The organism is Arsenicicoccus dermatophilus, from assembly GCF_022568795.1.
Classification (GTDB): domain Bacteria; phylum Actinomycetota; class Actinomycetes; order Actinomycetales; family Dermatophilaceae; genus Arsenicicoccus; species Arsenicicoccus dermatophilus.
In genome coordinates this window covers 2,061,617-2,085,772 of record NZ_JAKZHU010000001.1, presented here as the reverse complement: position 1 = coordinate 2,085,772, position 24,156 = coordinate 2,061,617, and the positions used below count along the sequence as shown (strand labels likewise).

The 24,156-nt window shown below is 74.1% G+C and carries 16 protein-coding genes; 11 read left to right on the top strand and 5 right to left on the bottom strand.

The window, feature by feature from the left end:
- Positions 1-77 precede the first annotated feature (77 nt).
- Positions 78-929 (bottom strand): thioredoxin family protein, encoded by an 852-nt coding sequence (locus tag MM438_RS09610; protein ID WP_277627952.1) that lies wholly within the window; start codon positions 927-929, stop codon positions 78-80.
- A 293-nt stretch (positions 930-1,222) separates the two neighbouring features.
- Positions 1,223-2,161, bottom strand: coding sequence for a homoserine O-succinyltransferase (locus tag MM438_RS09605; protein ID WP_241452243.1), 939 nt, complete (start codon positions 2,159-2,161; stop codon positions 1,223-1,225).
- A 360-nt stretch (positions 2,162-2,521) separates the two neighbouring features.
- Here MM438_RS09605 and MM438_RS09600 point away from each other — a divergent pair, with 360 nt between their 5' ends.
- From MM438_RS09600 to MM438_RS09565, 8 genes are all read left to right on the top strand, one after another.
- The gene (locus tag MM438_RS09600; RefSeq protein WP_241452241.1) at positions 2,522-4,222 is read left to right on the top strand and encodes a S8 family peptidase; all 1,701 of its coding nucleotides are present in this window, start codon (positions 2,522-2,524) and stop codon (positions 4,220-4,222) included.
- A 197-nt stretch (positions 4,223-4,419) separates the two neighbouring features.
- Positions 4,420-5,616, top strand: a complete 1,197-nt coding sequence (gene serA / locus MM438_RS09595; protein WP_241452240.1) for a phosphoglycerate dehydrogenase — start codon at positions 4,420-4,422, stop codon at positions 5,614-5,616.
- Positions 5,617-6,167: 551 nt separating this feature from the next.
- Positions 6,168-7,982: a S8 family serine peptidase gene (locus MM438_RS09590; RefSeq protein WP_241452239.1), complete on the top strand. Its 1,815-nt coding sequence runs from the start codon at positions 6,168-6,170 to the stop codon at positions 7,980-7,982.
- Between the two features lie 319 nt (positions 7,983-8,301).
- Positions 8,302-8,814, top strand: a complete 513-nt coding sequence (locus MM438_RS09585; RefSeq protein ID WP_241452238.1) for an FBP domain-containing protein — start codon at positions 8,302-8,304, stop codon at positions 8,812-8,814.
- 145 nt (positions 8,815-8,959) lie between these two features.
- On the top strand, positions 8,960-10,444 hold the full coding sequence (locus MM438_RS09580; RefSeq protein WP_241452237.1) for a glutamine synthetase family protein: 1,485 nt from the start codon (positions 8,960-8,962) through the stop codon (positions 10,442-10,444).
- 94 nt (positions 10,445-10,538) lie between these two features.
- Positions 10,539-10,970, top strand: a complete 432-nt coding sequence (locus MM438_RS09575; protein ID WP_241452236.1) for a hypothetical protein — start codon at positions 10,539-10,541, stop codon at positions 10,968-10,970.
- 276 nt (positions 10,971-11,246) lie between these two features.
- A complete protein-coding gene (locus MM438_RS09570; protein WP_241452235.1) occupies positions 11,247-11,933 on the top strand; it encodes a hypothetical protein in 687 nt (228 codons plus the stop codon).
- Between the two features lie 7 nt (positions 11,934-11,940).
- Positions 11,941-12,681, top strand: a complete 741-nt coding sequence (locus MM438_RS09565) for an aminoacyl-tRNA hydrolase (protein WP_241452234.1) — start codon at positions 11,941-11,943, stop codon at positions 12,679-12,681.
- Between the two features lie 34 nt (positions 12,682-12,715).
- Here MM438_RS09565 and MM438_RS09560 read toward each other — a convergent pair whose 3' ends face one another.
- The 3 genes from MM438_RS09560 to MM438_RS09550 form a co-directional block, all read right to left on the bottom strand.
- The gene (locus tag MM438_RS09560) at positions 12,716-14,518 is read right to left on the bottom strand and encodes an AMP-dependent synthetase/ligase (RefSeq protein WP_241452233.1); all 1,803 of its coding nucleotides are present in this window, start codon (positions 14,516-14,518) and stop codon (positions 12,716-12,718) included.
- Between the two features lie 63 nt (positions 14,519-14,581).
- Positions 14,582-16,456, bottom strand: a complete 1,875-nt coding sequence (locus MM438_RS09555; protein ID WP_241452232.1) for an AMP-dependent synthetase/ligase — start codon at positions 16,454-16,456, stop codon at positions 14,582-14,584.
- Positions 16,457-16,511: 55 nt separating this feature from the next.
- A complete protein-coding gene (locus MM438_RS09550; RefSeq protein WP_241452231.1) occupies positions 16,512-17,363 on the bottom strand; it encodes an alpha/beta fold hydrolase in 852 nt (283 codons plus the stop codon).
- A 121-nt stretch (positions 17,364-17,484) separates the two neighbouring features.
- On the opposite strand from MM438_RS09550, the gene MM438_RS09545 reads away from it, so the two are divergent.
- From MM438_RS09545 to hrpA, 3 genes are read left to right on the top strand one after another with little or no spacing between them, the layout of a single operon-like run.
- Positions 17,485-18,147, top strand: a complete 663-nt coding sequence (locus MM438_RS09545) for a hemerythrin domain-containing protein (protein ID WP_241452230.1) — start codon at positions 17,485-17,487, stop codon at positions 18,145-18,147.
- Positions 18,045-20,093 carry a DUF6541 family protein gene (locus MM438_RS09540; RefSeq protein WP_241452229.1) on the top strand — a complete coding sequence of 683 codons (2,049 nt, stop codon included), beginning with the start codon at positions 18,045-18,047 and terminating at the stop codon, positions 20,091-20,093. The genes MM438_RS09545 and MM438_RS09540 overlap by 103 nt, the downstream gene beginning before the upstream one ends.
- A 34-nt stretch (positions 20,094-20,127) precedes the next feature.
- A complete protein-coding gene (hrpA, locus tag MM438_RS09535; protein WP_241452228.1) occupies positions 20,128-24,078 on the top strand; it encodes an ATP-dependent RNA helicase HrpA in 3,951 nt (1,316 codons plus the stop codon).
- Positions 24,079-24,156: the final 78 nt, after the last annotated feature.

Below are 24,156 nucleotides of genomic sequence, written 5' to 3'. Positions count from 1 at the left end.
CCCGGTCGTCCCCCCCGAGGTACGACCGGGCTCTCGCCTGGTCGAGCGTGGAGCCGCTGCCGGCTCCACGCCGCGGGTCAGCGCTTGACGGGGGCCTTCGCCTGGGCGAGAGCCTTGGCCTTGGCCTGCGGGGCCTGGTTCAGCGGCATGAACTGCGACCGGGTGAGCCACTCACCGTCGTCGTCCCAGTCGCCCCAGTCCTCGTCACCCGGGTCCCAGGTGGGCTCGTCGGTCGGCTCGTCCGTCGGGTCGTCGGTCGGCTCGTCCGTCGGGTAGTCCGTCGGGTAGTCCGTGGGCTCGTCCGTCGGCGCGGGGGCCGGGCCGGTCGTCGGAGCGTCGGTCGGGGCGGGGGCCGGGCCGGTCGTCGGAGCGTCGGTCGGGGCGGGGGCCGGGCCGGTCGTCGGTCCGTTGGTGGGGGCCGTGGTCGGTCCGTTGGTCGGGCCGGGGGCGGGCGCGGCCTGGACGACGGAGTCGACCCAGGTGCGGGTGCCCTCCTCGCCCGCGAAGCCCTCGTAACGCTTGGCGTTCTTCATCTCGGCGCCCTTGGAGAAGGCGATCATCGTCGGGTAGCCCTTGGCCCCGAACTCCTTCTCGGCGCCGCCGGCCTTGTCGACGTCGATGATGGCGAGGACCCACTTGCCCTGGCCCTCGGCGTTGAGCTTGCGGATCACCGGGTCGAGCTTCTTGCAGTAGCCGCACCACGCGGGGGCGGTGACCAGGAACACGACAGGCTTGCTGTCGGACATCTTCTTGGCCTCGGCCAGGTTGGCTGCGGTCACGTCGATGACCGAGCCACCCGCGGTGACGGACTTGGGGGCCGGAGCGGGGGTGGCGTTGCCGGCGATGGCAGCGCCGGCGGGGGCGAGGGTCAGGGCCGCGGCCAGCGCGGAGGCGGCCAGGGCGCTGCGGTGCTTGTGACGGAGGTTCATGTGTGTCCTCGTTCGCAGATCGGGGATCGGATCCCACCACGGTCAGGTCCCTCGGACGACACTCCAGGTAACGAGACTTCGTCGTGGTTACCCGACGTGCCGCCTGACATCCACCTCCGGTGGAGGAGGTGCATTCACGGACCGTGCGGCAGGACCTGGCAGACGCTAGGACAATCGGGTGAGCCAAGGGAAGGGTCACAGGGAGGTCTCGGCCCGGTGTTCGACCGCTCGGGGCATCGGCGTGTCGGAGAGCGCATGCTCATGCGACTCAGGGTCATCGACCACCGGCCGGTTCAGCGGGGCGCCCCCGAGGCGGGGCGCAGCAGCCGCAGGTCGTACGGAGTGCGCTGGTAGACATGGTGGTTGAGCCAGTTCGCGTAGAGCAGGAAGGCGTGGCTGCGCCAGGTCACCCGCGGCTCGCGGGCCGGGTCGTCGTCGGGGTAGTAGCCCACCGGCACCTCGATCGGCAGTCCCCGCGCCAGGTCCCGGGTGTACTCCAGCGCCAGGGTGTCCGCGTCGTACTCCGGGTGGCCGGTGACGTAGACCTCGCGCCCGTCCCGCGACACCGCGAGGTAGAGCCCGGCCTCGTCCGACGTCGCGAGGACCCGCAGCGCCGGGCAGGCCTCGACCTGCTCCAGCGGCGTCCCCGTGTGCCGGGAGTGCGGCGCGGTGAAGCGCTCGTCGTACCCGCTCAGCAGTCGCGCCCGGGGGTCGTGCACCCGGTGGGTGAAGACGCCGAAGGTCTTGGCGGGCAGCTCGACCTTGTCGATCCCGTGGCGGTGGTGGAGCCCGGCCTGGGCGCCCCAGCACACGTGCATCGTCGACCAGACGTGGGTGCGGGACCAGTCCAGCAGGGCGCACAGCTCCGGCCAGTAGTCGACCTCCTCGAAGGGCAGGAGCTCCACCGACGCCCCGGTCACGACCAGGCCGTCGAAGTGGTCCTCGCGCACGTCGTCCCAGGTGCGGTAGAACGCGTCCAGGTGGTCCGCGCAGGTATGCCGGGCCGCGTGGCTCGCCATGTGCAGCAGCGTCACCTCGACCTGCAGCGGCGTGGCGCCGAGCACCCGCAGCAGCTGGGTCTCGGTGACCACCTTGGTCGGCATGAGGTTGAGGATCGCGATGCGCAGCGGCCGGATGTCCTGGCGGTCGGCCCGCTCGCTCGACATGACGAAGACGTTCTCGTCCTCGAGGGTGCGGCGGGCGGGCAGGGCGCGCGGGACGGTGACGGGCACGGGCGGGACCTCCTGGATCGGCCCTCCACGGTGCCACGACCTGCGGCGCGACCACCGGGCCGTCCGGCATCCGACCCGGGCGAGGAGCGCCCAGGCGGGCGACCCCGGGCGCGCGAAGCGCCTCCTGACGCGCCGGGCGAGGAGCTGAGCAGGACCCTGGCAGGTGCGGCCGCAGGCGAGGGCGGCGAGCCGGCACCACACGCTGAAGTGGTACCGGTCTGTGCCGGAAGGGCTAGGGACACTAGCCTGTTCACCCGGAGCCTCACGGCGTCCCCCGGTGGGGCGACGTGCGCCACACCTGGCGTCGGTCCCGTCGCCGTGCACCCGCGGCGCCCTTCCCTGATCCTAGGAGCAGAAATCGTGACCCCACCTCGTCGCGCCCTCGCCCTCACGCTCGGCGCCACCACGATGCTGTCCGGCATCGCCGTGTCGACCCCGGCGGGCGCCGCCACCACCCCCGACCAGGGACCCACCAGGCAGGTGCTCGTCCTCGCCAAGGACGGGGCCGCGGACAAGGCGGTCCGAGAGGCTGTGGCCACCGCCGGCGGCACGGTCACCTCGGCCACCCCGGCCGTCGGTCTCTACACCGTCACCACGACTCGTCCGGACTTCACGACGGCCGTGCGGGCGTCCGCCGTCGTGGACACCGCGGCCGCCGACCGTGTCGTCGGCCGGGCGCCCATGAGCACCAGGCCGGACCGGTACGCGATCGAGAGGTTCGTCGGCGCCCACGGTCTCGTCAAGGGCCGGGGCACGGTCGTCCCGTCGCGGAAGGCGACCCCCGCCGGCTCGGGCGTGGACCCGACCGGTGAGCCGCTGTGGGCCTCGCAGTGGGACATGGCGATGATCCACACCCCCGAGGCCCTGAAGGTCGCGACCGGCAAGGGCGTGCGCGTAGGCATCATGGACACCGGTGTGGACGCCTCGCACCCGGACATCAAGCCCAACTTCGACGTCGCGCTGTCGCGCAACTTCACCAAGGACATCCCCGAGATCGACGGCCCCTGCGCCGAGGACCCGGACGGCTCCTGCGACGACCCCGCCACCGTCGACGAGGGTGGTCACGGCACCCACGTCGCCTCCACGATCGCCTCCCCGGTCAACGGGCAGGGCATCGCCGGGGTGGCGCCCCAGGCGGACATCGTCAACCTGCGGGCGGGTCAGGACTCGGGCTACTTCTTCCTGGAGCCGACCGTCAAGGCGCTGGTGTATGCCGGTCTGAGCGGCATCGACGTCGTCAACATGAGCTTCTACATCGACCCGTGGGCCTTCAACTGCGCCGACAACCCGGCCGACAGCCCGGAGGAGAAGGCCCAGCAGCGTCTGACCATCGAGGCCACCAACCGCGCCCTGCGCTTCGCTCGCGGCCGTGGTGTCACCCTGATCGCCGCCGCCGGCAACTCCGCGACCGACCTGGACAACCCCACGGTCGACGACGCCTCGCCGGGCTACCCGGCCGGACGGGCGAAGAAGCGCACGATCGACAACTCCTGCCTGGACATGCCGACCGAGGGCGACCACGTCCTGACGATCACCTCCGTCGGCCCGTCCACCCGCAAGGCCTACTACTCGTCCTACGGCCTGACGAGCGTCGACGTGGCCGCTCCCGGCGGTGACCGCCACGACGCAGGCGATCCCCAGCACGCGAAGGCGCCCACCAACATGGTCCTCGCGGCCATGCCCAAGGTCGTCGGTCTCGCCGAGGGCGTCATCGACCCGAAGACCGGCGAGCCCACCAGCCCGGCCGTCGTCAAGCAGGGCGAGGGTTACTACCAGTACATGCAGGGCACGTCGATGGCCGCGCCGCACGCCACCGGCGTGGCTGCCCTGATCGTCGGTCGGTGGGGGAAGGCGGGCTCCACCGGACCCTCGCTGCCTCCGGCCCGCACCGAGGCCACCCTGCTGAGGTCGGCGACCCCGCACGCCTGCCCGAACCCGCCGACCATGGTCTACCCCGGCCTGGACGCGAAGTTCACCGCGACCTGCACCGGTACCACGGAGCACAACTCGTTCTACGGCGACGGGATCGTCGACGCCGCTCGTGCGGTGACCAAGCGCTGACGCGACACCACCGCTGCCCGCGAGCCGCCGGTCCCCGGACACGGGCCGGCGGCTCGCGGGCAGCACGCGCACGGCTCACCCGGGCCGGGGAGCGGCAGCGCTGGTGCTCTCGTGCCGGTCGGCAGGCAGGGTGACGGCCTCGGTCGGATGGCGGACGGCACCGTCACCCCTGGTCCCGGCACTGTCACGATGTGCCCATGAAGGCCCTGCTGCTCGAGAACGTCCACCCCATCGCCGTGTCCCTGCTGCGGGAGGCCGGGATCGAGGTCGACCACCGGCGGGGCGCCCTGGACGAGGACGAGCTGGCCGCGGCGCTGCGGGGGGTGCAGCTTCTCGGCATACGGTCCACGACCCAGGTCTCCGAGCGCGTCCTGGCGCAGGCCGAGGACCTGCTCGCCGTCGGGGCCTTCTGCATCGGCACCAACCAGGTCGACCTCGCCGCCGCCGCGCACCGGGCGGTCCCGACCTTCAACGCGCCCTACTCCAACACCCGCTCGGTCGTCGAGCTCGCCCTGGCCGAGATCATCGTGATGGCCCGTCGGCTCACCGAGAAGGACCGCGCCCTGCACGACGGCACCTGGCTCAAGGACGCCAAGGGCTCGCACGAGATCCGCGGCCGGCGTCTCGGCATCGTGGGCTACGGCAACATCGGCTCCCAGCTGTCCGTCGTCGCCGAGATGCTGGGCATGGAGGTCTACTACCACGACATCCAGGACCGGCTCGCCCTCGGCAACGCCCGCCGCTGCGACAGCCTGGAGGAGCTGCTCGACATCGCCGAGTGCGTCACCCTGCACGTCGACGGGCGCGAGAGCAACGCGGGCTTCTTCGGGCGGGAGCAGTTCGCGCGGATGCGGCCGAGGTCCTTGTTCCTCAACCTCGCTCGCGGCTTCCTGGTCGACGAGGCGGCGCTGCGGGAGGCCCTGGAGTCCGGGCACCTGGCGGGCGCGGCGGTCGACGTGTTCCCCACCGAGCCCAAGGTCTCCGGCGACCGCTTCACCTCGCCGCTGCAGGGTCTGCCCAACGTCGTCCTGACCCCGCACGTCGGCGGCTCGACCGAGGAGGCCCAGGAGGACATCGGCCGGTTCGTGGCGGGCAAGCTGCGGGACTTCGTCGAGCTCGGGACCACCACCCTCGCGGTCAACCTCCCGCAGCTCACCCTGCAGCACGTCCCCGGCGACCACCGGCTCACCCACTTCCACCGCAACACCCCGGGCGTGCTCGCCAAGGTCAACCAGATCCTGGCGACGCACGGGGTCAACATCGGCGGCCAGCTGCTCGGCACCCAGGGTGAGATCGGGTATGTCGTGACCGACGTCCAGTCCGAGCTCAACGAGCGGGCGCTCGCCGAGCTGCAGGCGCTCCCGGAGACGGTGCGGCTGCGCGTGGTCGACTGACCGACGCCGCCCCGCGCGTCCCCGTTCTTCCCGCCGTACCTGACTGATGGTGAAGCGAGCTCGACGGGCTCACGGGGTGATCGTGGGATCGCCGGGTCCGCTGCCTGGACCATCTGCTCGGGATCCCTCAGGCACCACCCTCCGGCTGGTTCGCCCGGCAGGTCAGACTGCCGATCGTCTGGACGATGGGAATTGTCGTGACGGTTATGTCGTCGGCCCTGGTCTCCGTCGTGACCTCGGCGGCGCCCGCCGTGTTGCTCGCCCCAGCAGCCACGCGCCGACAGCGCCTCGGCTGCGGGGCCCTCAGGGGCTGGCGTGCGTCGCTGGGTCGGCCTACCTCCACGCCCTCCTGGCTCGGACGGCCCAGCCAGGTGGGGGTCACGGTGGGTGAGGACGATCGGGCGGTATGGCGGGAAAGGCCCCGACTGATCACCCCCGAGGGTGACGGTCATTCGCGTGAAGCAGGCCGCCCGGCGTAACTAGTTGCTCGTTCAACGGGTTGTACCTCGTGACTGTCGGTCGATCGTCGACCACCCCGAGGAGGACTTCCTGTGAACGCCGCCCGCGCCACCGTCCGGACCCGCGCCGCCGCCGTCTGCCTGGCCGCCGTCACCCTGGTGACCGGCGCGAGCACCAGCGTCCACGCGATGCCGGCCCCGGCACCGACCGGCGCCGCCTCCTCCGCGGCCCAGACCGCCCGCCCCTGGCACGCCAAGGACGCCAGCCTTACCACCGACGCCGACACCCTGGTGCGGCGGGCGCCCCGCTCGGCCGTGGCCAAGGACGGCACCGTGCGGGTCACGGTCACCACGAACGTGGCCGGGCGGCCCGTGGTGTCCGCCCGCCGCGTCCCGCAGGGCCGTGCCGCGGCGCTGGTCCGCCAGGCCCAGGCCGACCCGGCGGCGGTCGCCGTGAGCATCGCCACGCCGGTGCACCTCGCCGCGACGTACGACGATCCCCTGCGCTACGCCCAGTGGCCGCTGGACACGCTGCACGGCGAGCAGCTGCGGGCCCAGGACCCTGCTCGCGGGATCACCGTCGCGGTCGTCGACACCGGTGTGTCCGGCACCCACCCCGACCTGGCCGGTCGCCTGCTGCCCGGGCTGGACCTGGTGGATCCCGCCAACGACGGCCGGGTCGACGCGAACGGCCACGGCACCCACGTCGCCGGCATCGTCGCGGCGGACGCAGGCAACGCCACCGGCGTCGCCGGGCTGGCCCCCGACGCGTCGATCCTGCCGGTGCGGGTGCTCGACGCCGACGGCAGCGGCTGGACCGACGACATCGCGAGCGGCATCGTCCAGGCCACCGACCGCGGCGCCACGGTCGTCAACCTGTCCCTCGGCGGGGAGTACGACGACCCCACCATGAGGTCCGCCGTCTCCTACGCCCAGTCCAAGGGCGTCACCGTGGTCGCCGCCGCGGGCAACGAGCGGGCGCAGGGCAGCCCGGTGGAGTACCCCGGCGCCTATCCCGGCGTTGTCGCCGTCGCCGCCACCACCAAGGCCAACACCTCGGCGAGCTTCTCCAACATCAACCCCTACGTCGCGCTGGCGGCCCCGGGGGAGGAGATCGCCTCCACCTACGCCGACTGGACCTCCGGCTCCCTGGTCAACAGCTACTGGTCCCTCTCGGGCACCTCCATGGCCACGCCCTACGTCGCGGCCGCCGTCGCGTCGCTGCGCGCGGCCTTCCCCGCCGCCACCTCCGGCCAGGTGGTCCAGGCCCTGGAGAGCACCGCCACCGACCTCGGCACGCCGGGCCTCGACCCGGAGTTCGGCCACGGCCTGATCAACCCGCTCAAGGCCTCCGACCAGCTGCGCCCGACGACCAGCCTCACCTGGTCGTCCACCACCTCGACCCGGATCTACGGCGTCTCCACGACCGTGTCGGCCACCCTCAAGACCGGCACCACGCCGGTCGCGGGCGTGCCCGTCACCGTGTGCGCCCAGGCCGTGGGGCTGAGCCGCTCCTGCGCCACCCGCACCACCGACGCCACCGGCCGCGCCGTCTGGTCCGGCGCGCTGTGGCGCACCACGGCCTTCTCCTGGTCGTATGCCGGGAGCACGCGCCTCAAGCCCGCGGCCCTGGCCTCGCGGACCATCCCGGTCGCGTCGCGGCTGACGGCGACCGGCGGCACCCGCGCCCTCAGCCTGACGATGGCCCCGCGGCAGGCGTCCGTGACGATCGACCGCTGGAACGGCTCCTCGTGGGTCGCCACCCGCACGGCCTACACCACCTCGACGGGCGCGGCCACGGTGACCGGGCTCTACCCGGGCTCCTACCGGGTGCGGTCCGCGCCCTACGTCTCCGGTGGGGTCACCCAGCTCGTCGCGGCCGCCAGCGGCGCCGTGACCGTCCGCTGACCCCGCCCACGCTGCTCGCCGCCGGTCGTGCCCTACGGGGCGCGGCCGGCGGCGCGGCACACCGCCGTCGTCGCCCGCTCCGGCACACGCCCGGCAGCCGGACCTCGGATGCACCCCGGCCCGGTCCCTCGCGTGGGGGCGGGACCGACGCCACCCTCGCGGCGCGGCCCGCAGCCTCGGGCGACGCCATGCCCACCACCGCTCCGTCGTCGCGCCCCCGCCCTGACCGGGGTGCGGCACGTCTGCTGCCGCGTCGTCGTCGGGCACGCCGGGGAAGAACCGCTCGCTCGCACCGGAGCCCTGGTGAGAGGATGTCGCGGTGCAGCCTCTGAGCGAGCAGCAGATCCGGGACTCCTTCGTCAACGCCACCCGCCGCGAGGTGAGCCAGGCGACGATCCCCGACCTGACGACCCTCGCCTGGGACCGGCTGGACTACCTCGGCTGGCGCGACGAGAAGCGCCCTGGCGCCTACGTCGTGCTGGAGACCGAGGACGGCCCGGTCGGGGTGCGCCTGCAGACCACTCCCGCCCAGGGCCGCCGCAAGGCGATGTGCGCCTGGTGCCAGGACATCACCGTCTCCGACCCGGCCCTGCTGTGGGTGGCCCGCCGGGGCGGCGCCGCCGGGCGGCGCGGTGACACCGTCGGCACCCTGATCTGCGCCGACCTGTCCTGCTCGCGCAACGTCCGGCGGGTCCCCACCGTGGAGGAGGCCGGCAGCAACGACCCGGCCGACCGGGCCGCCGTCGTGGAGCGACGCATCGGCGTCCTGCGGGAGCGGGCCCGCGCCTTCGCCCGCGAGGTGCTGCACGGCGATCTGCCCGACCAGGTCTGACCACGGGGCCCACCGGCCGGGCGGTGCTGCGGGCGTCGTCGCCGCGGCCTATCCCCACCCCGGCCGCAGGCCGGGCCCGGCCACCTAGCACGATGGCTCCTGTCAGCAGTCGCACAACGTCGTGGACAGCCATCAGGAGCACACCATGCCCGACATCTCGCTCACCCCTCACCTCCTCGTCCGGGAGATCGGCAAGCCGGCGGCGGAGTTCACCAAGTCCGACCTCGTCGAGCTCGTGGAGCGCCGGGGGATCCGGATGCTCAACTTCCGCTACGTCGCCGGTGACGGGCGGCTCAAGAAGCTCAACTTCACCATCAACTCCCGCGAGCACCTGGACCGGGTCCTCACCCTCGGCGAGCGGGTCGACGGGTCGAGCCTGTTCCCCTTCGTGGCGGCGAGCGCCAGCGACCTGTACGTCGTCCCGCGCTACCGCACGGCCTTCCTCAACCCCTTCGCCGAGGAGCCGACGCTGGACCTGATGTGCTCCTTCTACGACGTCGACGGCAACCCGCTCGCGTCCGCGCCGGAGCAGGTGCTGCGTCGGGCCCAGGCCTACCTGGAGGAGACCACGGGGGCCCGCCTCGAGGCCCTCGGCGAGCTGGAGTACTACCTGTTCAGCGAGGTCGACTCGATCTACCCGATCGTCGAGCAGCGCGGCTACCACGAGGCGCACCCCTACTCCAAGTGGGGCTCGGTGCGCCGGGAGACGATGATGCGGCTCGCCGAGATGGGCGCCCAGATCAAATACGGCCACGCCGAGGTCGGCAACATCGTCAGCGACAACCAGGAGATGGTGCAGCACGAGATCGAGTTCCTGCCGGTCCCGATCGAGGAGGCCGCGGACCAGATGGTGCTCGCCAAGTGGGTGCTGCGCGAGGTGGCCTACCGCCACGGGCTGCAGGTGTCCTACGCGCCCAAGATCATCGTGGGCCAGGCCGGCTCGGGCATGCACTTCCACACCCGGCTGTCCCGGGACGGGCGCTACACCTTCAGCGACGGGCAGGGCCTGACCGAGGACGCCCGCAAGGTCATCGCAGGCTACCTGCAGCGCGCGGCCTCGCTGACGGCGTGGGGCAACACCGTGCCCACGTCCTACCTGCGGCTCGTCCCGCACCAGGAGGCGCCCACGTCGATCTGCTGGGGCGACCGCAACCGCTCGGTGCTCGTGCGCGTCCCCCTCGGCTGGCGGGGCGTCGGTGACCGGATGGTCCACGACGCCAACCCGCTCGAGCCGCGGCAGGAGGTGGACGCCACGGCTGCCCAGACCGTCGAGGTCCGCTCGCCCGACGGCTCGGCGCAGGTGCACCTGCTGCTGGCCGGGCTCGCGGTCGCGGCACGCACCGGTCTGGTCGGTCAGGACTCCTTGGAGATCGCCGAGCGCCTCTATGTCGCCGAGGACGCCTCCGGGCGGGACGACCTGGCCCAGCTGCCGGCGTCGTGCACCGCGTCCGCCGAGGCCTTGCTCGCGGACCGTGCGGTCTACGAGGAGGGCGGGGTCTTCCCGCCCGGGCTGATCGACGCCCAGGCCCGGATGCTGCGCGGGTATGGCGACGACCAGCTGTCCGAGCGCCTCTTCGGCAACGCCGAGGCGCTGTCCGCGCTGGTCGCGGAGCACCTGCACGTCGGGTGACGAAACACCACCCGGACGCATCCGCTACCCCCGAGCGGGTGCGTCCGGGTGTCCGGGGCGACAGCCTGTCTCAGCCCGGTCTAAGGTCAGACCCGTGAGCACCAGGGGAACCGGCCGAAGCCGGACGGACGCGCTCGCGGCGACGAGCGGACATCCTTCGCACGAGGGCGCGCTGGGCACCTTCCGCGAGGAGCTGGGGGACATGTGGCCGGCCGTGCGACCGCTGTGTCGCGCGCTGGACGACGACGGAGTCGTCACCCTGAGCAGACGGCTCGAGCAGCACATGCTGGCCCACCCCGCCTGCCAGGACCGGGTCGGCGAGCTGGCGGCGGACCTGATGGCCCTGATGGCCGGGTGGCCCCACCTCGACCGGGACGCCCGAGCGGTGCTCGTGGCGGCCATGAGCTATCTCGCCGAGGGCGACGACTCCGTGCCGGACCACCTGCCCGGTGGCCTCGACGACGACGACCGGGTGGTCGGCGCGGCCGTGCGGGCCATCCTGCGAGCCCGTCGTAGCGCCGCCTGAGCGGCGACGCAGCGCAGCCGAACTGCGACTTTCCGCAGTCGCGCCCGCTGCGCCGCGTGACGGCTGTCCAAGACGTCCGTACTTGACACCCCCGACCGGATGAACCCGTCCGTCGTACCTCGATGCGCGCTCGCGCAGTTCGCGAAGATGACCTCTGGCGCGGTGGGCGACATCGCTCCGGCCGACCTCACCGGTCGACCCCCGGACCTGGTCCGGGACCCGGCAGCGGCCTCACGAGGGCCGCGGCGAAGGGGGCCTCGGCCCCGAGGAGAGACGATGAGCAGCGCACCCTGGTGGGCCGAGGACGCCGATGGCGCGTCCCCCGGCAGCCACGTGGAGGTGCTCCGGCCCCATGTCGAGCTCCACGTGCCGCAGGCCGAGCCCGAGGCCGGCACCACCCGAGGAGTCGTCGTCGGGGCAGGTGTCCTCACCACGGCCGTGCTGCTGACCGGGATCCTCGGCGCCGTCGCGGCCCGGGACCAGATGGCCCAGCTGCAGGCCGCCGGTCTCCCGGCCCGCACCAGCCCCCCCGTCGCACCGGCCGACCTCCCCGCCGTCGAGCCGACCGCCGAGATCGCCGGGGGGCGGGCGGCCACCCCCGCCCCGGTCGACGTCCCTACGGCCGCCACCCGGCAGGCCACCGTGGTCGTCGCCCCGCCCCGCCCGGCGCCGACCCGCCAGGCACCCAGCCACCGGGACTCCGACCACCCCGCACGCCGTCCCGCGACGTCGGGTGGCAAGACCCCTCGGCCCAGGCCCTCCGCCCCCGCGGAGCCGCCGGCCGAGACCGACGTCCCGCCGGTGATGGCCCTCTCCGGGCCGGCGTCCCCGCGTCCCCGCGCCACCACGCGCCGCACCACCGCGAAGCGCCCGCGCTCGGCCCCGGCCAAGGACGGGGTCCGGCGCAGGACCGGTGCCACCCGTCCGGCCACGAGCACGCGGTCCGGCGCCACGCGGCCGTGATGCCCGGGTGAGGGCGGCAGCGGACTTCGGCGAGCGGGCGAACGCCACCGGCCCGCACCCCGACGCCGGTCCGGACCCCGACGTGCCCTGGGCGATGCAGCTCGTCGTGCGCTACGACAAGCGGGCGCTGCCGGACGCCGACCTGGTGTGCGCGACCGCCGCCCGCGCCGTCGTGACCCTGCTCGCCGACCCGCGCTCGGCCGACGGGGAGTGGGCCGCGCCCGTGACCCACTGGCGGGACGGACGCATCCGCAAGCTGGTCCGCCGGGCCCGCGGCACCCGGTGGGACCGGGTCCAGTCCGTGCCGGGAGTCACCGTCGAGGAGGGACGCGCCGCCGTCCGCGCCTGCGTGCCCGGCCCCGCACGCCCACTGCCGCCCGAGCTGGACGTCCTGCAGGTGAGCGGCACGACCTTCCCCCAGCCGGAGCCGGAGGACGGCGACGTCAGGGAGGTGGGGCGGGTGGCGCCCGTGGTCACCCTGGCGACCAGCCCCCACGCCGACATGACGACCGGCAAGGCCGCCGCCCAGTGCGGGCACGGCGCCCAGCTCGTCCGCGAGGCGCTGCGGTCGGCCCCGGAGCTGGCGGCCGTCCTGCAGACCTGGGCGGCGGACGGCTACCGGGTGCAGGTGACCCACCCCGACGAGGCCGGGTGGGCCCGGCTCGCGGGCGCGCCGGTGAGCGTGACCGACGCCGGGTTCACCGAGCTCGACGGCCCCACCGAGACGATCCGCGCCTGGTGGTCCTGAGCGGACCAGGACCCTGCGGGCGGGGCGGTCAGCGTCAGCGGCGTCGGGCGCGCTCGATCGCGGCATAAATCCGGTCGAGCTGCTCGGCGCACCGCTCCTCGACCGCCCGGCGCCGGACCTTGAGCGTCGGGGTGAGCAGACCGTCCTCCATGGTCAGCTGCAGGTCGAGGGGCTCGACCGCGCGGATCTGCTCCTGACCGGGCAGGTCGGCGTTGAGCTCGTCGACGTGGGCGCGCACCTGCGTCAGCGCGTCGTCGCCGGCGCCGTCGGCCAGCTGCACCAGCACCACCAGGCAGGGGCGACGGTCGCCGATGACCACGGCGTGCTCCACGGCGGGGTGCTCGGCGATGCGCCCCTCGATCGGCGCAGGGGCGATGTTCTTGCCCTGCTGGGTGACCACCAGGTCCTTGAGCCGGTCGGTGATGGTGACGAAGCCGTCCTCGTCGATCTCGCCGACGTCGCCGGTGCGCAGCCACCCGTCGACGACGGTCTCGCGCGTCGCCTCCTCGTCGCGCCAGTAGCCGTCCATGACGTTCGGCCCGCGATAGAGCAGCTCGCCCTCGTCGCCCACCCGCATCTCGCCGCCCTCGATGACTCGCCCCACCGTCCCGAAGCGCGTCGCCCCGGGTGAGTTGAAGGTCATCAGCGGCCCGGTCTCGGTCATGCCGTAGCCCTGGGACACGAGCAGGCCGCCGGCCCAGAAGAACTCCTCGACCTCCTGGCGCAGCGGGGCACCGCCCGCGGCGAGGACGGACTTGGTGCCGCCCACCGCGTCCCGGATGTTGTGCAGCACCAGACGATCCGCGACGGCGAGCCGGGCCCGCAGCCCGTGGGGGAGGGGCTGCCGTGCCATCCGCAGCCGCCCGGCCTCGGCACCGACGCCCAGGGCCCAGTCGAACAGCCGGCGGCGGACCGGGGTGCGGGAGGCCATGGACTGGGCGGTGGCGTAGACCGTCTCGTAGAGCTTGGGGACGGCCACCAGCCCGGTCGGGCGCGCCTCGACGAGCTGGGTGGCGACGGTCTTGGGGTCGCGGACGTAGGTGTTGAGCGCGCCGTGGGAGAGCACGAAGAAGGTCCAGGCGCGCTCCAGGGCGTGGGACAGCGGCAGGAAGGCCAGGCTGCTGTCGTCGGGGCCGAAGGCGAAGAACGCGTCCACGGCGTGGATCTGGTGGATCATCGCGCGGTGGCTGAGGGCCACGCCCTTGGGGGTGCCGGTGGTGCCGGAGGTGTAGATGATCGTCGCCAGGTCCTCGGGGCGGCCCGCCGCGGTGCGCCGGTCGACCTCCGCGGACAGCGCCTCGTCCTCCGTGGCGAGCAGCGAGCGCCAGGGGACGTATGCCGGGCCCGGCCGGTCGGAGCGGGCTGTGCCGTCGGGATCGCCTGCGTCGTGGGGACGGGTGTCGTCGGCCGCGTCGAGGTCGGAGACCAGCCGGACGTCCGCGAGGTCGGCGGCCAGCTCCAGCGCGGTGGCGCGGGTCCGCTCGCCGCCGCCCACGACGATCGCGACGGCTCCGCTGTGCTCGACGACGTGGCGTGCCTGGCCGGCGGTGGCGGTGGGATAGATCGGGACGGGCACCGCGCCCACGGCGTGGCAGGCGAGGTCGACCACGGTCCACTGCGGGCAGTTCGGAGCCCACAGCGCCACACGGTCGCCGGCCCGCACGTCGTGGGCCACGAGAGCCTGGGCGAGCGCGCGGACCCGTCGGCCCAGCTCGGCATAGGTCCACACCATGGACCCCTCGCCGAGGACTCGCGCCGCGGGGCGGTCGGCGTGGTCACGCACGACCCGGGCGTAGACGCGAGCCAGGTGATCCTCGGACAGGCGTGGCGATGTCATTGCGGCACAGGCTCCCTGCGGGTCGGGGTCGGCACGGTCACGCTATCGGACTCGTGGTCGCGCTCATGGGTGCGACGGGTCCGTCGCCACGCTGGCATAGATCGCGTCGACGATGTCGGCGAACTCCCGCTCCAGCCGCTGCCGCCGCACGACGGACGAGGCCGTCCGCTGCCCGAGCGTGCGCAGCGAGGTGGGGGTGAGCCGGAAGGCCCGGACCTGGTGGTCGTGGGCCAGGCTTGCGTTGGCCGTGCGGACGGCGTCACCGACGGCGCGCACGACGAGCGGGTCGCCGAGGATCACGGCGTCGTCGGGGTCGTCGGGGAGCCCGCCCGCCGAGCGGATGGACCGGGCGACCGCCAGGTCCGGCTCGATGATCGCCGCGATGCACGGCCGCCCGTCACCGACCACCACCACGTCGGCGACGACGGGGTGCCCGCGCAGCCGGGACTCCACGAGGTGGGGCGCGACGTAGTGCAGGGACTCGGTGACGATCATGTCGTCCAGGCGGCTGGTCAGGTGCAGGTAACCCTCGGCGTCGACGCGCCCGATCTGACCGGTGTGCAGCCACCCGTCCTCCAGGACGCGCTGGGTCTCGAGCGGCATGCCGAAGTAGCCCCGCATCAGCCCCGGGCCCCGCAGCAGCACCTCGCCCTCGTCGTCCAGGCGCAGCTCGACGCACGGCAGCGGGCGGCCCACCGAGCCGGCGCGGGTGGCCTGGGGGACGTTGACCGTGGCGAGGACCCCGGCCTCCAGCGTGGTCCAGCCCCGATGCGCCGGTATGCCGGCCAGCTCCAGCAGGTGCATCAGGTCCGGCGGGGCGCCGGTGCCACCCACGACGAACAGGTCCTTGGGTCCGCCGAGGGCTCGGCGGACCCGGCGCGCCACCAGGGCGCGCGCCAGCGGGACCCGCAGGTGCTCGACCGTCGAGCGCGACCGACCGGCGCCGACGCGCTGCCCCTCGACGGTGGCGACCTCGCGCGCCCAGGCCACCCAGCCGCGTCCGAAGGTCACGGAGCGGGCCAGGTCCTCCAGGGCCCCCAGCACCAGGGACCGCAGCACCGGCATGGTGGTCATCAGCATCGTCGGCCGGGTGGTGCGCAGCACCTGGGGCACGTCCTCGAGGCGGGGGACCAGCGTGGTCGAGCCGCCCGACAGCAGGGCGAGGAGGGTGCTGCCGTGCTGGAGGCTGTGGTGCAGGGGAAGCGTCGCCACCTCGTGCAGGGGGTCGACGACCTCGAAGGCCGCGGCGATCGCCTTGACCGTCGCCAGCGTCGATCGGTGGCTCAGGACCACGCCGCGCAGCTCGCCGGCCCCGCCGACGGTGTAGTCGATGACGGCGATGTCCTCCGGGCTCCAGGTGTCGCACCGCCGCTGGGCCTCGGCCGCCGTCGCGATGTCGAAGGGCGCGGCCATGAGCCGGGCCCAGGAGAAGGTCCCCTGGGTGCCCACCTCCGCCCCCAGCTCGTCGACGGCGGTCCCCATGGTCAGCACGCCCAGGTCGTCGAGCAGCGGCACCACCGAGGGGTTCTCGTCGAAGCAGACCACGACGCGCAGCGACGGCAGCCGCTCTGACAGCTGGGCGAGCTGGTCGCCGAGCACCTCGCCGGACACGAAGGCCGCCCGCGTCTCGGTGGCCCGCAGGATGGCGGCGAGCTCCTCCACCGGGGTGCTCGGCCCGAGGTGCAGCGCCACCCCGGAGGCGGCCATGATCGCGAGCTCCGCGACGAGCCACTCGGCGCGGTTGTCGGACACGATGACCGCGGAGTCCCCAGGGTGCAGACCCGCCGCGATCAGCGCGTGACAGACATGACGGACCTGCGCCGCGAGGTCGGCATACGTCAGCTCGACCCACCCGTCGGTCACGCGCGACCGCACCGCCACGGCGTCCGGGTGCTCGGCGGCGCGGGCGAACACGTGCGCGGCGACGTGGTCGATCATGCCGCGGCCGGGGTTCCTGGGGTCACGCTGCCGCAGCGTAGTGCGTCGGGCCTGGTCACGCGGGCAAGACCCGGAGCACCTGCTCCCAGGCGCCTGCCGGGAGGAGGTGGCCGCAGCCGTCCACCACCACGACCCGGGCACTGGCCCGCCGCGCCACGGCGGCGGTGAGGGCGGCCGGGGGCGCGAGGACGTCGTCCTCGCCGACGGCGACGACCAGGGGCTTCTCCTCGATCCGGTCGAGGTAGTGCTGGGGCAGGGGGCGGGGGGTGCGGATCGTCTTGCACCCGCGTCCCACGAGGACGGTCCACGCGACGGCTCGGTCGGTGATCGGCTCCCCGGGAGCGTGGAGCTGGCGCAGCAGGGCCCGGGCGGCGGCGTCCGAGGCGTGCAGCGACCAGCGGGTGTGGTCCCGGGCCAGCGCGGGGGAGGCGGTGGGCGCGAGCAGCCCGCCGGGGGAGACGAGCAGCCGCGACCGGACCCGCCGGTGCGCCGTGGTCAGCGCGACCCGGGCGCCGAGCGAGGTGCCCACGAGCAGCACCTCGTCGTCGCCCTCGGTCAGGTCGAGCATCGCGTCGAGCCAGGCGGAGTACCACCCCGTGCTGTCGCGGCGCGGCCGGTAGTCGTGGGACAGTCCGGGCTGCCCGGGCAGGTCCAGGGCCCACACCGTGCCGCGCCGCGCGAGCGCCTCGAGCGGGCCGCGGGTGACCGCGGCGCACGCGCCCGTCCCCGGCAGCCACACGAACCGCGGCGGCCCCTCGCCCAGCACCGTGACGTGGGTGGGCACCGGCGTGCCCGCGACGATCGGCTCGACGACGAGGGTGCGGTGGGGGTGCTGCCAGTGGGCGAGAGCCTCGACGCACCACCGGGTCACGGCCTCGCGACCGGCGGGCGAGCGGTAGGCGTCCATCACGGGAGGGAACACTACCGGCGGCCGGGGGACCGGTCCGGACCGGTCCGGACCGGTCCGCGCCAGGTCCCCACTAGGCTGGTCACCTGCGCGCCCCCGTAGCGAACCCGAAGGAAGACCCATGGCTGTCGACAGCACCCCCACCACCCCGACGCCCCGCGAGGACAACCTCGCCCTCGCCCGGAGCGCCGGCACGATCGTGGCGGAGCTCATCGGCGCCATCGGCGAGGCGGACGCCCAGGCCTTCGGGCAGGCCCACGCCGACCTGGCCACCTGGTGCCAGTTCGAGCTGATCACCGCCGCGGTCGCCAAGGAGCAGGTGCTCTATCCCCTCGCGGCGCAGGCCCCCGATGCGGCGCTGCTGGTGCAGGCGCTCGTCGCCGACCACCGGGTCATCGCCGGTCTGGTCGACGCGATCAACGCCGCCCAGGACGCGGCCCGGCTCGCGGGCGACGCCCAGGCCCTGGCGGTCCTGCTGCGTGCGCACCTGGCCAAGGAGGACCAGCTGCTGCTGCCCGTCCTGCAGGCCCGGCCCGAGTTCCCCGAGGCTTATGCCGAGATGCGGCGCGCCGCCGACCAGCTCGCCCAGGACTACGCCGCGAACGTGGCCGCCGACGTCGAGGCCGCCCACGCCCGGCCGAGCAGCTGCGGCTCGGGCGGCGGCGGGTGCGGCGGCTGCGGGTGCGGCTCCGGCGGTGGGGGCTGCGGCTCCGCCGCCGACGACCGCAGCGAGGAGCAGCGCGCCGCGGACAAGGCCGCCGTCACGGTGACCAAGGTCGACTGATCCTGTTCCATCCCCTCGCCTCCTGGTGGGCCGCAGCGCCGGTCGTCCTGGCCTCGCTGGCCCTGCTGGTCCTGCCCGGCCTCGTCCTGCTGATCCCGGCCCGGGTCCCGGCCTGGCTCGCCGTCGGGGCCTCGCCCGCCGCGTCGGCCGGGGTCGCCGCCCTCGCGATCACCTCGACCTCGAGCCTCGGGATCGGCTGGGGCATCGGGCCTCTCGTGCTCACCGCGCTGGCCGGGGGAGGGGCGCTGTGGGCCCTCGGGCGCCGCTGGACCCGGCTGGCCAGACCGGCCCCGGCCGACGCCGGCCGGGTCGTGACGTACGCCCTGGTCACGGCGGGCACGGTCGCCGCCTCCTGGGTGATCCTCGCCGGCGCGGTCGGGCGCCCCGACGCGCTGCAGCAGTCCCACGACGCGGGCTTCCACGTCAACGCCCTCGCCCGGGTGCTGGCCACGGGCGACGCCGGATGGTTCACCGTCGGGGCGACCGCGGCTCCCGGGTCGACGCGCACGTTCTATCCCAGCGGGCTGCACGCCCTCGGTGCGCTCGTCGCCCAGTTCACCGGCGCCCACCCCGTGGTCGTCATGAACACCCTGGTCCTGGTGCTCGCCGCGACGGTCTGGCCGGTCGGGATGCTCACCCTGCTGCGCACCACCAGCCGAGACGCGCGGGCGGCGGTCGCCGTCGCCGCGCTGCTTCCCGTCACGCTGGTGTTCCCCACGCTGCTGCTCAACTTCGGCGTCCTGTGGTCCAACCTCGCCGGCCTCGCGCTCGCCCCCGCCCTGATGGCCCTCGCGGTGCGCGCCTGCCGCCCCGGCTACCTGCGCCCCCGGGCCGTCCTCGCGCTGGTGGTGGTCGTCTGCGGGCTCGGGGTCGGCGTCGTCCATCCCGCCGCCCTGCTCAGCGCGCTGCTGCTCGTCGCCCCCCTCGTCGTCGGCACCGTGTGGACCGGCACCGTGCGCTCCTTCGTCGGGCACCCCCGACGGCGGCGCCGGCTGCTGCAGGTGCTCGCCGTCGCCGCCGTCGGGCTGGTCGTCGGTGCCGCGCTGGTGGCCCGGACCCCGACGGTGCGCTCCCTGATGCGCAGCCGCTCGCGCACGGTGACCACCGCCGACGTCGCCGTGCGCGAGATCCTCACCCTCGGGACCCACCTCAGCCCCGGCTGGCTGGTCCTCGCCCTGCTGGTCCTCGCCGGCGTCGTCGTCAGCCTGTGGCGGGGACGACCCTGGCTGCCCGTCGGGCTGGTCCTGGTCGCCGCGTGCTACGTCTGCGCGGCGTCGATCGGCTCCGGCTGGGGGACGCTGGTCACCGCGCTGTGGGACCGCGAGCCCTACCGGGTGGCCGCCGCGATCGCCATACCGGCCCTGCTGCTCGCGGGCCAGGGGGCCGCGGGGCTGGTCGACCTCGGCCGGCGGCTCCCGGGCCTGGGCGGCCGCCCGCTCGTCGGGCAGGTCGCCGCCGCCGTCCTCGTCGCGACCCCGGTCCTGCTGGGCTGGCCCTCCGGCGTCGCCTCGGCCCAGCGGCTGGTCGGCCACAACTACGGCGACCACGAGTGGTGGCGCACGGTTGTCTCCCGGCGCGAGGCGCAGACCTATGCCGACGTGCTGGGCCCGCGGGCCGACGGGCGGGCCGTGGCGGGCGATCCCTTCGGCGGGGGTCAGTGGGCCGGGGTGCTCTCCGGGCACCCGGTCACCTTCGCCCACTTCGGCGGGAGGTACGACGGCGACCACGGCGTGCTGCGGATGCACCTGCGGGAGCTGACGCCGCAGGTCTGCGCGGCCGCCCGCCGCCTCGACGTGGGCTACGTCGTCGAGGACACCGACCTGGTGTGGGACGACGACCCGCGCCGCGCCCTGTTCACCGGGCTGCACGGGCTGGCCGGGGTGCCCGGGCTCACCCGCATCGGCGGCGCGGGCACCGTCTCGGTCTACGCGCTCACCGGCTGCTGACCGCGGGCCACGCGGGCGACCTATCCTGGAAGGCGTGCCCGAGCAGACCCCCTACCGTCGTCGCCCCCGCCGTGGCGGCGGACGCCCCCCACAGACCCCCGAGGAGCGCGAGGCGTCGCGGACCCGTCGGCTGGAGCGGCACGCGCGCCGCCGGGCGCTGGTCCCCGAGATCACCTATCCCGAGCACCTGCCCGTCGTCGCGCGCAAGGACGACATCGCCGCCGCGATCCGTGACCACCAGGTCGTCGTCATCGCCGGCGAGACCGGGTCGGGCAAGACCACCCAGATCCCCAAGATCTGCCTGGAGCTCGGCCGCGGGATCCACGGCACCATCGGCCATACCCAGCCCCGGCGGATCGCCGCCCGCAGCGTCGCCGAGCGCATCGCCGAGGAGCTCGGCCACCCGATCACCGGCGAGCGGCTCGACGGCGAGGAACGGCCGATCGGCTACCAGGTGCGTTTCGGCGACCACGCGACCCGGGACACCCTGGTCAAGGTGATGACCGACGGCATCCTGCTCGCGGAGATGCAGCACGACCGCGACCTGCGGCGCTACGACACGATCATCATCGACGAGGCCCACGAGCGATCCCTCAACATCGACTTCATCCTGGGCTACCTCAAGCAGCTGCTGCCGCGCCGCCCGGACCTGAAGGTGGTCGTCACGTCGGCGACCATCGACCCGCAGCGCTTCGCCGCGCACTTCGCCGCCGCCGACGGCACCCCGGCCCCGATCATCGAGGTCTCCGGCCGCACCTATCCCGTCGAGGTTCGCTACCGTCCGCTGGAGCGCGAGCTGCCCACGGGGCAGACCGAGTCCGTCGACCAGGTCACCGGCATCGTCGACGCGGTCACCGAGCTGTGGACCGAGGCCGGGGCCGGCGACGGCTCCGACCAGGACGTGCTCGTCTTCTGCTCCGGCGAGCGCGAGATCCGCGACGCCGCCGAGGCGCTGGAAGGACTGCGGCTGCCGGGCACCGAGATCCTCCCGCTGTACGCCCGCCTGTCCAGCGCCGAGCAGCACCGCGTCTTCTCCCGGCACCAGGGGCGCCGCGTGGTCCTCGCCACCAACGTCGCCGAGACCTCCCTCACCGTTCCCGGCATCCGGTACGTCGTGGACACCGGGGTCGCCCGCATCTCGCGCTACAGCCAGCGCACCAAGGTCCAGCGGCTGCCGATCGAGCCGATCTCCCAGGCGAGCGCCGCCCAGCGGGCGGGACGCTGCGGCCGCGTGAGCGACGGCATCTGCATCCGGCTCTACTCCGAGGAGGACCTCGCCGCCCGGCCGGAGTTCACCGACCCGGAGATCCTGCGCACCAACCTCGCCAGCGTCATCCTGCAGATGATCTCCCTCGGCCTGGGCGACGTCGCGCGGTTCCCCTTCGTCGACCCGCCGGACTCGCGCCAGGTCGCCGACGGGCTCAACCTGCTGCTGGAGATCGGCGCCATCGACGCCGCGTCGGCGGGGGCCGGGGCGGGCCGGGAGGGGCGCGGCGGGCGCCGGCTCACGGCATACGGCCGCCAGATCGCCGCCCTGCCGCTGGACCCGCGGCTGGCCCGGATGATCCTCGAGGCCCACGAGAACGGCTGTCTCGCCGAGGTCCTCGTGATCACCGCCGCCCTGTCGATCCAGGACCCCCGGGAGCGCCCGGTCGACAAGCAGGCCCAGGCCGACCAGCAGCACGCGCGGTTCAAGGACGAGCACAGCGACTTCATCACCTGGCTCAACCTGTGGGGCTACCTCAAGGACCGGCAGCGCGAGCTGTCCGGCTCGGCCTTCCGCCGCACCTGCAAGCAGGAGTACCTCCACTACCTGCGGATCCGGGAGTGGCAGGACCTGCACCTGCAGCTGCGGCAGGCCTGCAAGACCCTGCGCCTGGAGCCCAACAAGAGCCCCGCGTCGGCCGACGCGATCCACCAGGCCATGCTGTCCGGGCTGCTGTCGCACATCGGCCTGCGGGACGCCGAGAGGCGCGAGTACGCCGGGGCCCGCGGTGCCCGCTTCGCGATCCAGCCGGGGTCCGTGCTGCACCGCCAGCAGCCGGACTGGGTGATGTCGGCCGAGCTCGTCGAGACCACCCGGCTGTGGGCCCGCACCAACGCGCGCATCGACCCCGCCTGGGCCGAGCGGCTCGGCTCCCACCTGGTCAGGCGCTCGTACGCCGAGCCCCACTGGTCCCGCAAGCGCGCCTCCGGGGTCGCCCTGGAGCGGGTGACGCTCTACGGCGTGCCCCTGGTCGCCGGGCGCACCGTCGGGCTGGGCCGCGTCGACGCCGAGCTCGCCCGTGAGCTCTTCATCCGGCACGCCCTCGTCGAGGGCGACTGGGACACCCACCACGAGTTCTTCCACGCCAACCGCGCGCTGCTCGCCGAGGTGGCCGAGCTCGAGGAGCGGGCCCGCCGCCGCGACATCCTGGTCGACGACGACGAGCTGTTCGACTTCTACGACGCCCGGATCCCCGAGACCGTCGTCTCCGGGCGGCACTTCGACTCGTGGTGGAAGCAGGCGCGCCGCGAGCAGCCCGAGCTGCTGACCTTCACCGAGGACGTGGTCGTCGCCGAGGGCGCCGACACGAGCGTCTCGGCGGACTTCCCGCAGCAGTGGGTGCAGGGCGACCTGACGCTGCGGCTGACCTACCAGTTCGAGCCGGGCGCCGACGCCGACGGCGTGACCTGCCACATCCCGGTGGAGGTGCTCAACCAGGTCCGCGACGAGGGCTTCGACTGGCTGGTGCCCGGGATGCGCGAGGAGCTGGCGACCGCCCTGATCCGGGCGCTGCCCAAGGCCACCCGCAAGCACGTGGTCCCCGCCCCCGACCACGCCCGCGCCGCCCTGGCCGCGGCCGACCCCGCGGCCGGCGACCTGACCGACGAGCTGGCCCGGGTGCTGCGCGGGCGGGTGGGGATCGCCATACCGCCGGGGGAGTGGGACTGGGACAAGGTCCCGGACCACCTGCGGATGACCTTCCGCGTGGAGGACCGCCGGGATCGGACGCTGGGCGAGTCCAAGTCGCTGGAGGGCCTGCGTCGCCAGCTCGCGCCGAAGGTCCGCCAGACCATGGCGTCGGCGGCCGCGTCCATCGAGCGGACCGGGCTGACGACCTGGGACTTCGAGTCCCTGCCCGCGACGTTCGAGCAGCGGGTCAGGGGCGGGCGGACCCTCCACGGCTATCCCGCCCTCGTCGACCGCGGGACCTCGGTCTCCGTGCAGGTGCTGGCCACCGAGCGGGAGGCCGCCGTGGCCTCCCGGCTGGGGCTGCGTCGCCTCCTCCTGCTCGACATCACCCCGCCGTGGAAGCGCGTGCTCGCGGTCCTCAGCAACCAGCAGAAGATCGCCCTGGGTCACAACCCGCACGGCTCGGTCCCGGCGCTGCTCGACGACTGCCTCGCGGCCGCGGTCGACTCGATCGTCGCGGAGTCTCCCGAGCTGCGCGACCAGGCGACCGGCATCGTCCGGGACAAGGCGGCGTACGACGAGCTCCTGCGCCGGGTGCGCCAGCTCACGTCCGCCCGGGTCGTCGAGGTGATCGAGCTCGTCGAGCCGATCCTCGTCGCCGCCCGGGAGGCCCGGCTCGCCCTCGACCGGCTCTCGCCCGCGGCCCGGCCGATGCGGGACGACATGGCCGCCCAGCTGGACGCGCTGGTCCACCCGGGCTTCGTCGCCGAGATCGGCCGAGCCCGGCTGCGCCACGTCGCCCGCTACGTGCGGGCCATCTGCTGGCGGGCGCAGAAGGGCCCGGAGGACATGCGCCGGGACGCCGAGCGTCAGGCCGTCGTGGCCACCGTGGAGCGGGAGCGGCGGACCTTCGTCGAGGGCCTGCGCCCGGCGCGCGTGGACGACCCTGACGTGCGGGAGATCCGGTGGATGGTCGAGGAGCTGCGGGTGTCGCTGTTCGCCCAACCCCTGGGGACCGCCCACCCGGTCAGTGAGCAGCGCATCTACAAGGCCATGGATGCTGCGGAGGCCCGCCACCCAGGTGAGTGACGCAGAGTGTTGAGGTTGGTCCGAAGGCATGACTCTGACGGGGAAATCCTTGCCGGTTCCCACCCCCTGCGAGACCCA

What these genes read in the sequence shown, in the direction of transcription:
- MM438_RS09610 (WP_277627952.1), bottom strand. Translation starts at nt 929, where the DNA reads ATGAACCTCCGTCACAAGCACCGCAGCGCCCTGGCCGCCTCCGCGCTG.
- serA (WP_241452240.1), top strand. Translation starts at nt 4,420, where the DNA reads ATGAAGGCCCTGCTGCTCGAGAACGTCCACCCCATCGCCGTGTCCCTG.
- MM438_RS09580 (WP_241452237.1), top strand. Translation starts at nt 8,960, where the DNA reads ATGCCCGACATCTCGCTCACCCCTCACCTCCTCGTCCGGGAGATCGGC.
- MM438_RS09570 (WP_241452235.1), top strand. Translation starts at nt 11,247, where the DNA reads ATGAGCAGCGCACCCTGGTGGGCCGAGGACGCCGATGGCGCGTCCCCC.
- MM438_RS09560 (WP_241452233.1), bottom strand. Translation starts at nt 14,518, where the DNA reads ATGACATCGCCACGCCTGTCCGAGGATCACCTGGCTCGCGTCTACGCC.
- MM438_RS09555 (WP_241452232.1), bottom strand. Translation starts at nt 16,456, where the DNA reads ATGATCGACCACGTCGCCGCGCACGTGTTCGCCCGCGCCGCCGAGCAC.
- MM438_RS09550 (WP_241452231.1), bottom strand. Translation starts at nt 17,363, where the DNA reads ATGGACGCCTACCGCTCGCCCGCCGGTCGCGAGGCCGTGACCCGGTGG.
- MM438_RS09545 (WP_241452230.1), top strand. Translation starts at nt 17,485, where the DNA reads ATGGCTGTCGACAGCACCCCCACCACCCCGACGCCCCGCGAGGACAAC.